The organism is Streptococcus pseudopneumoniae (assembly GCF_038148955.1).
GTDB classification, from domain to species: Bacteria; Bacillota; Bacilli; order Lactobacillales; family Streptococcaceae; genus Streptococcus; species Streptococcus pseudopneumoniae_T.
This window is the reverse complement of the sequence record NZ_JBBJZY010000012.1, coordinates 1-12,883: the sequence shown is the minus strand read 5'-3', so window position 1 is coordinate 12,883 and position 12,883 is coordinate 1. Positions and strand designations below refer to the sequence as shown.

12 protein-coding genes and 1 pseudogene are annotated in these 12,883 nt (G+C 37.7%); all 13 read right to left on the bottom strand.

The features are described from left to right. Positions 1-142: 142 nt before the first annotated feature. Positions 143-787 carry a YesL family protein gene (locus WKI23_RS05575; RefSeq protein ID WP_368079215.1) on the bottom strand — a complete coding sequence of 215 codons (645 nt, stop codon included), beginning with the start codon at positions 785-787 and terminating at the stop codon, positions 143-145. Between the two features lie 554 nt (positions 788-1,341). Further along, a complete protein-coding gene (locus WKI23_RS05570; protein ID WP_368079214.1) occupies positions 1,342-1,794 on the bottom strand; it encodes a YhcH/YjgK/YiaL family protein in 453 nt (150 codons plus the stop codon). 227 nt (positions 1,795-2,021) lie between these two features. Continuing rightward, positions 2,022-2,861: a carbohydrate ABC transporter permease gene (locus WKI23_RS05565; RefSeq protein ID WP_001192008.1), complete on the bottom strand. Its 840-nt coding sequence runs from the start codon at positions 2,859-2,861 to the stop codon at positions 2,022-2,024. 15 nt (positions 2,862-2,876) lie between these two features. Then, complete coding sequence (locus WKI23_RS05560; RefSeq protein ID WP_368079252.1) at positions 2,877-3,743, bottom strand: sugar ABC transporter permease; 867 nt, start codon at positions 3,741-3,743, stop codon at positions 2,877-2,879. Between the two features lie 257 nt (positions 3,744-4,000). Further along, complete coding sequence (locus WKI23_RS05555) at positions 4,001-5,329, bottom strand: ABC transporter substrate-binding protein (RefSeq protein WP_368079213.1); 1,329 nt, start codon at positions 5,327-5,329, stop codon at positions 4,001-4,003. A 114-nt stretch (positions 5,330-5,443) separates the two neighbouring features. Beyond that, positions 5,444-6,142 carry an N-acetylmannosamine-6-phosphate 2-epimerase gene (locus WKI23_RS05550; protein ID WP_368079212.1) on the bottom strand — a complete coding sequence of 233 codons (699 nt, stop codon included), beginning with the start codon at positions 6,140-6,142 and terminating at the stop codon, positions 5,444-5,446. Positions 6,143-6,321: 179 nt separating this feature from the next. Beyond that, positions 6,322-7,425: a Gfo/Idh/MocA family oxidoreductase gene (locus tag WKI23_RS05545; RefSeq protein ID WP_368079211.1), complete on the bottom strand. Its 1,104-nt coding sequence runs from the start codon at positions 7,423-7,425 to the stop codon at positions 6,322-6,324. Positions 7,426-7,578: 153 nt separating this feature from the next. Then, positions 7,579-8,412, bottom strand: a complete 834-nt coding sequence (locus tag WKI23_RS05540) for a carbohydrate ABC transporter permease (protein ID WP_368079210.1) — start codon at positions 8,410-8,412, stop codon at positions 7,579-7,581. Continuing rightward, positions 8,412-9,296, bottom strand: a complete 885-nt coding sequence (locus WKI23_RS05535; protein WP_023933707.1) for a carbohydrate ABC transporter permease — start codon at positions 9,294-9,296, stop codon at positions 8,412-8,414. Before WKI23_RS05535 ends, WKI23_RS05540 begins: the two co-directional genes overlap by 1 nt. A 78-nt stretch (positions 9,297-9,374) precedes the next feature. Then, on the bottom strand, positions 9,375-10,712 hold the full coding sequence (locus WKI23_RS05530; protein ID WP_368079209.1) for a sugar ABC transporter substrate-binding protein: 1,338 nt from the start codon (positions 10,710-10,712) through the stop codon (positions 9,375-9,377). 18 nt (positions 10,713-10,730) lie between these two features. Then, on the bottom strand, positions 10,731-11,183 hold the full coding sequence (locus tag WKI23_RS05525; RefSeq protein WP_368079208.1) for a YhcH/YjgK/YiaL family protein: 453 nt from the start codon (positions 11,181-11,183) through the stop codon (positions 10,731-10,733). Positions 11,184-11,645: 462 nt separating this feature from the next. Further along, a complete protein-coding gene (locus WKI23_RS05520; protein WP_368079207.1) occupies positions 11,646-11,804 on the bottom strand; it encodes a hypothetical protein in 159 nt (52 codons plus the stop codon). Positions 11,805-12,404: 600 nt separating this feature from the next. Then, positions 12,405-12,883: pseudogene (locus tag WKI23_RS05515) on the bottom strand (Rpn family recombination-promoting nuclease/putative transposase); the annotation flags it as partial.

Sequence of the window (12,883 nt, the reverse complement as noted above, 5' to 3'; positions counted from 1 at the left end):
AAAGCAGATTCTTTCTTTACTTCTTTAGTATACACTTTACCAAAAAGGCTTTCAATATCTTGTAGACACTTAGATTTTAGTTTCTTGCTTATAGAATAGCGTTTGGAGCGTTTGAAAGTAGTTTCAGAAATAATTGCAATCCTTACTCATACTTTGCAAATAGCTTTTCCATCACTCCTACTTGTAAAAAAGCAAGAAGTCCAAAACCAAAGAGAATAAAAGCTGATCCTCCCAATAGAAGGGTAAAGGCTGATAGATATAGAATCATCAAAATCAAAAAGATAATTGCAATCATCAAGATAAACCAAGGAGCATTAAAACTAGCTAACATCAATCCTTCTTGAAGAATTTCTTTCCAAGATAGGTCATAACGTGCCGCGATAGGGTAACTAGCCAACATCACAATGGTAAGGAAAATCAAAATGCCTAGACAAATAGCTTTAACCAATTGGAAGGGCAGAGCTGTTTGACCCCAGAAAAGATAGAGATCTGAAAGAGTTAGAAATACAATTCCTAATTCTAACATCCCCAACTGAAAACCTAGTTTCAGATTTTGCCTGAAAACTCTTAGATAGGTTCTAAAAACTGGAACACGTCTGCTCTTCTTAACTTCGAACATGGTCTCGTAGAGGCTGATTTTAGCCACTCCAATCGTTACGATTGGCAAACAAGTTACTACAAAGAGAAGATTGACTGTTACAATATCTAAAACCTTCTCACTAATTCGCATTAGAAAATTATCTGTATCAAATGCAGCCTTGATAAGGCTTACTCCTTTTTGTGCCATGTTTGCTCCTCCATCATTTTTCTTTGTAAACTGTTTTCTTTTTTGTCAGTAAAGCTTTCATAAGTCCCTACCATGAACAAAGCTATTTTTTCTTTTTTCTTTTGGACTTTTTTCTATTTTTATCTATGGACATATAATCTATATATCCCGGACAGCGAAGCAACTAAAATACTACTCCAAGTATGCCTATCAAATCCATCTAGCCCTCCACGGACTATCATTGCAAGCACTGTCCAAGCTAACATATTCAATAAAAAAATACAAAGTGCTTTTAATAAAAAAATACAAAGTGCTTTCATTCTCTCGTTTTAAAAGTTTATACAACCATATACATCAACTAGATTCACAGCTATTTGTAAAATCCTTCCATAAATCTTGAGCAGTGATCCTACTCTTGCTCCCGCAGCCATAAAGACTCTGCTGAACTTCAATCCTGCCATACCCATAGCATTTCTGAATAAAGATACTGACAATAAGACCTTATTTACCTCAAAAAGATCAATTTCATGGTAGATTATGATCAAAGCTTTACAAAAAAACAGTTCATATTATTTTCAATCAATCAAAATTTTAAAAAGATATTTACGAACCTTCTCTTCCATACCTGCATAGCCAGTTGGCTGATGGGGCTCTCCTGGGAAGAAAATCGCAAAATTGTGATAACCCAACAAGAGTGGGTAGTGTTCATGACAATGAACAAAACCAATGTCACTCGCTTCGTCGAATGCTACTGCTTCATCTTTGATACGTGAACCGTAGCTCGAATATTCATGTCCTTCTACCAGCAAATGCAAGTCTGCATAGTTCTTGTGATGTTCAAACTGGTCATTTTCAGCTTTATTTAGGACATTTTCTTGAACAACTAGAAAGACTTTATCTCCGTCAATCTCATACTTACCTAGTTCGAAAGAATCCTTACGATGTTGGTAGAGATAGTCGATAGCCTTATCTAAATTGGGATGAATCCCTTTGTAAAAGGTGATGTTTTTCAAATCGTCAAAAATCATACTCTTTCCTTCGTTTCTGATAGTTAACTAAAAGCATTCTTAAATTGATAAGTGTCTGACAAAACTTCATAAAGTAACTGCATACCCTCCATTTTGTAGACACTTATAACTCTGTATTCTCTTATACTCAATGAAAATTGAAGAACAAACTAGGAAGCTAACCGCAAGCAATACTTAAGTATGGTAAGGTGACGCTGACGTAGTTTGAATTCGATTTTCGCAGAGTATTATCCTTTGACCGCTCCCATAGTAATCCCCTGAGTGAAGGATTTTTGGAAGACTAGGAAGACTGTGACGATTGGCACTGCTGCAAGAGCTGCACCTGCCATGATCAAACCATAGTTGGTTGCCATTTCGGCCTGCATAGTTGCAACCCCGAGTGAGATGGTCAAGTTTTGACGTGAAGTCAACATAACCAACTGCATGAAGTAGTCGTTCCAAGTATTGATGAAGGTAAAGATTGCAAGAGCTGCAAACCCTGGTTTTACAATTGGGAAGGCTACGCTCCAGAAAGTACGAATCTCACCACAACCATCGATTTTAGCTGATTCGAGCAACTCTGTAGGGATATTTTCACTGAATTGTTTCATGAGGAAAACCCCAAATGGCCATCCAATTAAAGGCAAGATAACTGCCCAAAGAGTGTCATGAATTCCCATGAAGTTGACGATACGTACCAATGGTACAAGGACAACTTGTTTTGGAAGCGCCATAGCAGCGATAAAGATGGCAAAGAGGATACGTTGACCATAGAAACGTTTTTTAGCCAATACATAACCTGCTAGAGATGAAGTTGCGCAGACTAAGAACATGGTTACCAATGAGATAAATACTGAGTTCCACATCCATTGCAAGGCAGGGTTCTGCACCATGAGTTGTTGGAAGTTTTCCATGGTTGGCATTTTAGGGAACCATTGTGGTGGAATAACGATTGTATCAGGTTGTGATTTGAATGCCCCTGTCAAAATCCAGTAGAATGGAAAGATGAACAGCACAGTCAACAAGAGCAAAATGATTGTTGAAATAACAGTAAAGGCTGTTAATGGTTTTTTTTCTGTAGATTGCATAGCTGTCTCCTTTCTTTAGTATTCTACGTCGTTTCCAAGTACTTTAAATTGAACAAAGCTTACGATCGCAATCATGACTGCCAAGAAGACACCAATTGTGTTGGCATAGCCGTATTCTGTCAATTGGAAGGCTTTTTCGTAAAGGTAGTACATCAAGGTACTTGTAGAGTAGTTTGGACCACCAGATGTCAAAAGCTGAATCAAGGCGAAACATTGGAATGAGTTGATTGTTGTGATGATTGCAATGTAAAGGGTTGTTGGAAGAAGGCTTGGCCATTTAATCTTCCAGAAAACTTGAAATTCAGTTGCACCGTCGACACGCGCCGCTTCAACTAATGAATTGTCAATATTCCCCATAGCAGCGATATAAAGGATAATGGGCTGACCAACTGAAGTTGTCAAAAGGATAATCATAATCGCCATCAAAGCCCAGTGTTTGTCTCCCAGCCAAGAAATGTTCTGGCTGATGATATGACTTGACTTGAGGACAAAGTTTAGAATCCCTGATAGTGGGTCATAGATCCATTTCCATACAACCGTTACGGCAACACTACCTGTTACAACAGGAAGGAAGAAGACGAAACGATAGAAAGAACGGGCAATGGCATTTTGATGATAAGTCTGAGATGCTACAAAGAGTGAGAATAGAACAACAACTGGTACAGATCCAATAACCAGAATCACGGTATTGATCAAAGACTTGGTAAAAACAGGGTCTTTAAACATACGGATATAGTTGTTTAAGCCTACAAACTCAAAGTTTGTCATAGAGTAGTTAAAGAAACTTGTAATGAATCCCATAATCATTGGAGCCAATACAAAGATGACAAAGAAGAATAATACTGGTGCTAGGAAAGCGTAGGAAATCACTGTTTCCCGCATACGAATTTTATTGACTTTCACAGTCGGCACCTCTCTTTCACTAATAGAATATTTTGGATTTTATTGAACTGTTTTAAAATCAAAATGAAATTTTTTAAGATTCGCTTATGTAAGAACTTCATTTTAATTTTGACCTGACAGTTTCTTACATTTTAAACAAAATCCCCCCTTTTCTTACACTATCTGTGTAGAGGGAAAAGGGGGGTATACACTCTTAGGTTCTTTAAAAAATTACTTTTTCATAGAATAACTAAGGACTATTGTTTCATAGCTTTTTTGATTGTTTCGTTCGCTTTTTCAGTGAAGGCTTTCAAAGCGTCCGCTGGTTTTTCGTCACCATTTGATACAGATTGCAACATTGGGAACCAAAGTGTTCTCATTTCAGCAAATCCATCAATAGTGTTGTAGTATGGTGAGTAGTATTGAGTCCAACCACTGATTGTTTCCATACGTTTGTCATCATAAAGTTTGCCAAATGAAGTACGAACTGGGAAGGCACCTGTACGAACTACGTCTTTAGGTCCCCATTCTTTGTCATCTGCGATAAATTGGATGAATTTCTTAGATGCAGCGACTTTCTTGTCATCTTTGTTGTTGAATACTGCAAATCCGTTTACAAGGTATTCAAGAGCTGGTTTACCTTCGTCTGATGGGAATGGTACTTCTACCACTTCTACCTTACTTGCTTCTAAAAGTTTAGCTTGGATACCATTTTGAGCTGGTGCCCAAAGGATTGTGTAAGATGTTTGACCGTTGGCAAAGTTTTGGATATCTGCCCCACCGTCAAATTGTGAACCATTATTGAGCAAATTGTCTTTAATCCAGCCAGTTGCTTTTTCAAGACCTTTGACGAATTTAGGATCATCAGTTGTATATTTGCTAACTTTTTCATCTGTTACAGAACCACTATAAAGGTTAGAGATAAAGGCACGTGTTCCTTGGTCTCCCCCTTGACCAGAACTGAACAATGAACCTGGTGTGTAACCCTTGTCTTTGAGTGCTTTCAATACTTTTTCAAAATCATCAGTTGTCCAACCTTCTTTTACAAGGTTTGCCACTCCAGCATCTTCTAGCATTTTCTTGTTCATTGCCATGTAGAATGGAGCTGAACTAATTGGATACATGTAAGCCTTGTCTCCAGCTTTACTTGCTTGTACGATGTTTTCATTGTTGACATCTTTAACAAATTCATCTGTGAAGAGGTCGTTCAACTCAGCCAATTTGCCGTTTTTACCGTATTGGATGATACGTCCCGGTGCATCAAAGAGTACGTCTGGAGCTGTTCCTGCTTCGATAGCTGTTGTGATTTTTTCAGGACCTGACTTGAAGTCAATAGTTTCCAATTTCACTTTTACATCTGGATTGGCTTTTTCAAACGCTTCGATGATTGATTTTTCATAAGTTCCAACACCGTCACCAGTTTTTTCTTGGGTAAATACTGGGAATGCCCACCAAGTGATTTCTGTTTTGGCACCGTCACCACCTGATTTGCCAGCTTCTTTACTTCCGCCAGAATTGCCACAAGCAGCAAGACCAAGAACCGCAGCACTCGCAAGTACTGTACAAGCTAATTTTCTAAATTTCATTTGTATTCTCCTATTTTATAAGCGTATCCAACTTGGATAATGAGTTCTTTATTTCTTGTATGCGATTTCATTTCATCCTACTCATTCCACCACTCTCCTCTTTTTAAGATTGTGTTATTTAAGACCAGCAACGAAGCGTTCTGTAATCTCTTTTGGTCTAGTAATAGCGCCACCAACAACGATGCCTCGCACTCCGTATTCAAGGATTTGTTTGGCTTGTTCTGGTGTATGAATTTTCCCTTCTGCAATGACATCTACACCGGCATCGCAGAGTTTTTTGATGAGTTCAAAATCTGGACCGTCCACTTTTGGACTGTAAGATGTGTAGCCTGATAAGGTTGTTCCGACAAAGTCAATTCCTGCTTCGACCGCTGCCAATCCTTCTTCAAAAGTACTGGTGTCTGCCATCAAAAGCTGATGAGGATATTTCTCCTTGACCTGACGAATGAACTCTTGAATTTCCAAACCATCGTAGCGTTCACGCTTGGTACAATCCAGAGCAATCACTTCGATGTCCAGTTCTGCCAATTCATCAACTTCTTTCATGGTAGCCGTGATGAAGGGTTCTTGCGGCGGATAATCTCGTTTGATTATCCCAATAATCGGAAGTTTAGTGACTTCCTTGATTTCCTTGATATCGCGAACACTATTGGCTCGGATACCGACTGCTCCACCTTGCTCAGCCGCTTTGACCAGCAAGGGAATCACCCCTCCCGCTTCTGTATAAAGCGGTTCATGAGGAAGAGCCTGACAAGAAACGATGATTCCATCTTTGATTTGTGCAATCAAGGCTTCTTTGCTAATCTGTGGCATCCTCTTTCCTCCTTTTCTTTTTTCTTTGTTTCTATGAGATTATTATACCTTAAAATTAAAACGCTTTCAAGAGTTTGTAGTAGAATAGATTTCAGTTTCAAAAACTAGCCAAGTCAAACAGCTCCTCTAAAAGTACTTTCAGAGGAGCTACTCGACCTATAATAGGAGAATACCAAAATTTAGTTTGCAATTTCTGACAATTTTACTTTGCGATCTTCAAACATAGATTGGGTACAAGCATCTGCAGTAGCAATTGCTTCTAGTGCAGCTTCACCTGTCAATAGTTTTGCAAATTCTTCTGATATTGGTGCTCCTTGCATAATCTCATGCAGATAGCGCATTTCTTTATCAATGACAGATGACAACCATAATGGAGTACGTTTACCTGGTTTACCATAAGCAATTGCTCCATCCATCTCTGTACTATGATAGATACGAGTACGGTCATCATCTTCTTCTTGCGATTCATGAATCAAGAAATAACTTTCTTGTCCATCTAGCTTAAGAGTTCCTTTACAGTTGAATAAGTCTAAGCGGATAGCACCTTTTGTCCCTTGAATCAAGACATAATGTTCACCCCAACGATAAGCTGAACCCCATTCTAACAAGGCAAAACGTTTATTAGAAAATTCCATATTGACAAAAATCATATCATCTTCATCACCGAAATGTTCACCTTCATGGGCTACATTTCCACCTGTCATGGTTACAGTTTCAGGCATGCCACCCATAAGGAATTGAACACAATCCAACTCATGGATGTGGTGATACAAGTGACCACCTGATTTTTCACGGATTTTTTTCCATGATACTGATGGTTGTTGTTCTTCCCAACCATTACGAGCTGTGTGACAATATAGAACGTCTCCAATCACTCCTTGAGTAATGAGTTCTTTTGCATGATGGACACCATTAAAGAAGTTCATAATATGTCCTGCCATAAAGGTTACATTGTTTTCTTTACAAGCATCAACCATCTCGCGACAATCTTGATAAGAGAGCGCAATTGGTTTTTCACAGAAAACATTTTTGCCATGTTGTGCAGCCTTAATAACTGGTTCTTTATGAAGATTATTTGGAGTTGCGACGATGACACAATCTACTTCATCGCTAGAAACCAACTCATCTAAGGAATTTGCTACTTTTGCTCCCAATTCTTCTGCAATTGCCTCTGCATTATCTGGATCATAGAGGAGAGTAATCTCTGCTCCATCATTCTTTTGCATATAACGAGCTAACTCAGCTCCAAAATACCCTGTTCCAACAACACCGTATTTAACCATGTTTTTTCTCCTTTATTATTCAATAAACTTTCTAATTTTAACTTATACTTCTCTTCAAACCACGTCAGCATCGCTTCATATACAACCTCAAAAACCGTTTTTTGAGCAGCTTGCGGCTAGTTTCCTAGTTTGACCTTTGATTTTCATTGAGTATTACTTCACAGAACCTTCTGATAATCCGCTTGCAATCTTATTTTGAATGATAGAGAAGAAAATGATTGATGGAAGAACCACAATAACAGATGCCGCCATCATATCTCCCCAGTCTAGGATTTCTGAACCATTCAGCGAACGAAGGGCTACTGCTACTGTCATCTTTCCTGTATTGTTAATCAAAATCAAGGCATACAAGAATTCATTCCAAGTATTGATAAATGTATAAATAGCTGTTGCTACAATACCTGGTGCCACAATTGGTAGTACAATTTTGTAAAAAGTCACAAACTTATTAGCGCCATCAATTCGAGCTGCTTCTTCAATTCCAATCGGAACTGTTTGGAAAAATCCAACTAAAAGCCAAACCGCATATGGAACACTAAAAGATAGATAAACCATCATCAAGCCAAATAAACTATTTGTTAATCCAACTTTAGCAATGGCAATTGAATAGGGAATTGCTAACAAAATTGGTGGGAAAATGTAGGTAATGACGAGTAGTCTCGACATGATTGCTCCCAATTTAGGGAAGAATCGAACAATACCATAGGCTGCCATAGCAGAAATAATAATCGCAATAAGGGTTGTAGCTAAGGCAATGATTAAACTGTTTCGAATGTTATCAATGAAGTGCAAATCGTTGATAACATGAGTGAAATAATCTAATGTAAATTGTTCAGGCCAAAATCGTGTTGGATACTGAGTTAATTCCCCTTTACCCTTGACAGAAGATATGATAATCCATACCAATGGGAAAATTGCAACAATGGTCGCACCAATCAAGAGTACATGTGAGAGAATATCTAAATAAATACCGGATTTCTTCTTCATTATTTTCTACCCTCCTTTTCCCACTTACTGATGATAGCAAAGTAGATAAAGCAAATCGCCATCAAGAAGATAAAGAGCAACACTGTAACTGCTGAAGCACGACCCAACAATTTAGTTCCCCAACCCAGGTTGTAAGCAAAAATTGGAAGCGTCGTTGTCGCATTAGCTGGTCCACCACCAGTAATTAGGTAGATAATGTCAAAGTTATTAAAGATCCATACAGTTCTCAAAACAACTAGAAGCCCTACAACCACTTTAATATGTGGAAAGACGATAAATTTGAACACCTGCCAACTTGAAGCACCATCTATCTTAGCAGCCTCAAATTGTTCTTCTGGTACTGTTTGCAAAGCTGAGAGCACATTAACCATAATCATCGGTGCTCCAAACCAAATGTTGATAAACACCAAACATAGGAATGCCCATGTACTATCTGTCAAAAATGCAGGCGTATGTTCCATTAAACCTAATTTTACGATTAGATTAGGTAAGTAGCCATAAACCCCATTTAGAATCCACTGCCAAGAAAAGGCAATAACGATGGTAGGAAATGCCCAAGGAACAATCAATAAGGTCCTATATAATTTCTTGAAGTGACGTACTCTGTGAAGAGCTAAAGCCAATACAAACCCTACTAAAACTTGACCAACTAATGAGAAAACGGTCCACTTAATTGAATTAAAGAACGCATTAAAGAAGTTGGGATCTGATAGCACAGCTTTATAGTTAGCCAAACCAACAAATTTGTAATTGGGCATAATCAAATGCTTATTGGTAAAGCTATAAAAAATACTCGAGAAAAACGGATAAACAAAGAGTAATCCTACGATAATCATAGCTGGCAAAACAAATATCCAGCGAGTTAAATTACGTTCTTTAACCATTCTCCTTCTCCCTTCTTTTACAAGATTGGGCTAGGGCTTTTCAGCTCACTAGCTCACCTATTTTCTAGTCTTTTACATCTACTGAACAGCCTCAAATAAATCGTTTAATTGTTTTTCTGCTTCTTTTGCAGCTTTCATAGGATCTGTTCCATTTGTAATGATATCTTGGAACATTTGTTCAATAATGTGTTGGTTAGTCAACATACCAGCTTGTACACTTGGTCCATTTTCATAACCAATAGCAGTACCTTTTTTAACAGCTTCAGTAATTACTTCTTCAGCATGTTTAAACTTCTTACGAGTTTCATTTTCTTTATAGGCTGCAGAATCGCTAATCCCCTTAATAGTTGGCAACATACCTACTGGAGTTGAATCAAGGAATTTAATGTAGTCTTCTTCATTATAAAGTGATTCTAAGAATGCTTTAGCAACTTCTGGATGTTTTGAATTTTTCCAAACAACCATTGGAATGTTTGAGGTTTCAATTCCTTGGTCTTTATCAGACTCTTTGATTTTTGGAATAGGATAAGCATCAATCGAATCAATCAATTGAGGACTGTTGGCATTGATGCCTCCGATATGGAAGCCAGAGTTAAAGTCAAATGCTGTTTTTCCTTGATAGAACAAGGTAGCTTGTTGAAGGACATTAAAGTTCAAAGAATCTTGAGGTGAGATTTCTTTATACATTTTAACCCAGTATTTAATACCATCTTGAGCAAGTTGGCTTGTCAAATCTGCTTTAAGATCTTTTGTCAAGAGACTTCCACCACCACTACGTACGTAGAAGTTCAAGAAACGTGTTGCCATTAAGTCATTTGTTCCAAACGGAACAGACAAGCCATAAACTCCAGCTTCTTTCAATTTTTTAGAAGCTTCATAGAGCTGGTCCCAAGTTTTAGGTACTTCAATATTATGTTCTTTTAACAAATCTGTTCTAACCCACATAACTTGTGCATGTGAATAAAGAGGAACAGAGTAGTAATCATCTCCGATTTTTGCTTCATTTAAGGCAGTTTCGTTAAATTTATCCTGTCCAATACGCTTGATAGAATCATTTAGCGGAACCAAAGCATCTGAGTTGACCATTTCCATTACTTGGTTAGGAAGAGCTGTACTGATATCTGGCACATTCCCATTTGCTAAACCTGTAGTCCATTTAGTATAGAAGTCATTCCAAGAGAATGTTTCAATCTTGATTTTTGTTTTTGGATGCTTTTGCATGAAAGCATCTGCTGATTTTTGAATACTTTCTAAACGTGGTCCTTGAGTAAAGGAGTGCCACATTGTAATCTCACCAGATAATTCTGTCGGTGGTTCAGTGTCAGCTGTAGTTTCTTTCTTTCCTGAACAAGCTACCAAGGCAACGGCTGCTAGCGCAATTCCGGCTAGACATAAAAACTTTCTCATTTTTTTCATGGTTCTTCCCTTTCTACATTAAGAAATCGCAACTTTAAAGACAACTTTTTTCACAGGTTCATCATTTATACGAACCTTGGGTTGATGTAAATCTTCTGGAAAAGTGATGAGGCATTCGCCAGCTCTCAAATGAACCAACTGTTCCACTTCCCCTGTGTATAATTCAATATCTTTCTCATCATCATACTTTTGGGTAACGCTTACATTTTCCGGCGACGTAACAGCCATGGCTTCTTCGTTTTCCAAAACTAAATGAATATCCAAATATTTTTGGTGAGTTTCAAAGAAGGCTCCTGCTTGACCGTCTGCTAGATAAGTAAAGCAATTCCCAAACAATCGATCTCCATCGATAGCAATCGGACCTTCTGTTAAATTTTCTAGTCCTATTTTTTCTAAAAAATCTATCAATGTTGCAAAATGTGGATTTACTCCCACATAAGTTCCTAAACGACTAATTTTTGTAATAATCATCTCTTCTAACCTCCTTTCTCAATCTATTTTTCCTATCCAAGTTCCCCATTCTTCTGTCTAGCATTTTCTACTAGAAGGACATAAAAACACAACACTCTCTAGCCTATACTCTTTGAAAATCTCTTCAAACCACAGTCGCTTCGCTTTAGATTATATACGTCAGTCTTATCTACAACCTCAAAGCGGTGTTTTGGCAACCTGCTGCTAGCTTGCTAGTCTCTTCTTTAATTTTCATTAAGTATCTCCTCAATCTTCACAAGGAGGTCTGATTTTTCTAGCGACAAACAGAATAAATAAGTTAGTTCAATGAATTACTTTATTTATCTTCCTCATAGATGAAATCGGTATTCATAAAGGAAGTCGCTATTCATTTTTTTGCAAAAGACACTAGTATGAATCTATTTGGGGAATTGAATTTATAAGCTGCTCACTTATACTCTTCGAAAATCTCTTCAAACTGCGTCAACGTCGCCTTGTCGTATATATGTGACTGACTTCGTCAGTCTTATCTACAACCTCAAAACAGTGTTTTGAGCTGACTTCGTCAGTTCTATCCACAACCTCAAAACGTTGTTTTGAGCAACCTGCGGCTAGTTTCCTAGTTTGCTCTTTGATTTTCATTGAGTATTAGTTTTTCTAAAATAATTCTAATCTATTATTCTAGCACTAATAGACTCTTTGGCTAAATCTCCTTTCTACATCTCGTTTCACCAAGAACTTTTTAAGAGAGAAATACTCTAAAATAGTTTTGTTACCGTTTTCAATTAGAGTATACTTTTTTTTTTTAGTATTTCAAGTCTTTTTCTAATTTGGAATTTAGTTTCAAATCTTTTTAACTATAGAAACCATATTAAAAGTACTTTCAAAAATAAGTAGGTTTCTTGCAAGACCTGTTTCGAGTGGACAAGATAAGAAAAAGAAAAAAGAAGAAAGCAGGTAAAAGTCAATTTTAGGAGAAAACAAGATAAATAACCTCGTAATCTAACAACATAATATGAAAACTGAACAAATTGATTGGCAAATTCAAACCAATTTCTAACAATGATTTAAGAATTGTAGTGTCCTAATATAGATTCAATGCACTATAAAACGCATAGTATCAAGCTTGTTCAACATCTGATACTATGCGTGTTTGTGATTTTTAAGATTTTATACCTAGAGTTTTTTAATTCCAAGAATGCCATCTTAACCAGATGGTTTTCTTGTCTATTATTGCTGATCTTACAACAACGCCTCAAACTCAGATACTGACATACCCAACTGCTGACTGGCAACCTCGGAAGTCAGAAGTCCTTGGCGAACCATATCCAGAAAGGCAAAAAGTTTTCCACGTTCAAGTCCTTCTGCCCGACCTCTCTCCAACCCTTTTTCTTCAGCTTGTTCCAAGGCATAGTCCTGTGCTAACAAGGCTTGTTCTTCGCGCATACGTAGTTGACTAAACATTTTCCTGTCCTCCTCGGACCAGCTCTTGTAGTCCAGCAGTTGATCTGCTTGGCTGATGGCTCGCTCGGGGCGCTGGGTAAAGGGTTTGTTGCCGAAAAACTCCAACCACGGTTTGCGAATGCTATCTTTGCTGGTTTCTCTGTATTTTCTTAATTCCAAGAACGCCATCTTGACTAGATGGTTTGCTTGACCGTTATTTGTGATGGTTAAGACCTCACCTGTCGTATCCTCGCGCATGCTAAAGCTATGAAAAGCTA

Coding starts and splice junctions, on each gene's coding strand:
- WKI23_RS05575 (WP_368079215.1), bottom strand. CDS start 787: ATGGCACAAAAAGGAGTAAGCCTTATCAAGGCTGCATTTGATACAGAT.
- WKI23_RS05570 (WP_368079214.1), bottom strand. CDS start 1,794: ATGATTTTTGACGATTTGAAAAACATCACCTTTTACAAAGGGATTCAT.
- WKI23_RS05565 (WP_001192008.1), bottom strand. CDS start 2,861: ATGCAATCTACAGAAAAAAAACCATTAACAGCCTTTACTGTTATTTCA.
- WKI23_RS05560 (WP_368079252.1), bottom strand. CDS start 3,743: ATGCGGGAAACAGTGATTTCCTACGCTTTCCTAGCACCAGTATTATTC.
- WKI23_RS05555 (WP_368079213.1), bottom strand. CDS start 5,329: ATGAAATTTAGAAAATTAGCTTGTACAGTACTTGCGAGTGCTGCGGTT.
- WKI23_RS05550 (WP_368079212.1), bottom strand. CDS start 6,142: ATGCCACAGATTAGCAAAGAAGCCTTGATTGCACAAATCAAAGATGGA.
- WKI23_RS05545 (WP_368079211.1), bottom strand. CDS start 7,425: ATGGTTAAATACGGTGTTGTTGGAACAGGGTATTTTGGAGCTGAGTTA.
- WKI23_RS05540 (WP_368079210.1), bottom strand. CDS start 8,412: ATGAAGAAGAAATCCGGTATTTATTTAGATATTCTCTCACATGTACTC.
- WKI23_RS05535 (WP_023933707.1), bottom strand. CDS start 9,296: ATGGTTAAAGAACGTAATTTAACTCGCTGGATATTTGTTTTGCCAGCT.
- WKI23_RS05530 (WP_368079209.1), bottom strand. CDS start 10,712: ATGAAAAAAATGAGAAAGTTTTTATGTCTAGCCGGAATTGCGCTAGCA.
- WKI23_RS05525 (WP_368079208.1), bottom strand. CDS start 11,183: ATGATTATTACAAAAATTAGTCGTTTAGGAACTTATGTGGGAGTAAAT.
- WKI23_RS05520 (WP_368079207.1), bottom strand. CDS start 11,804: ATGAAAATCAAAGAGCAAACTAGGAAACTAGCCGCAGGTTGCTCAAAA.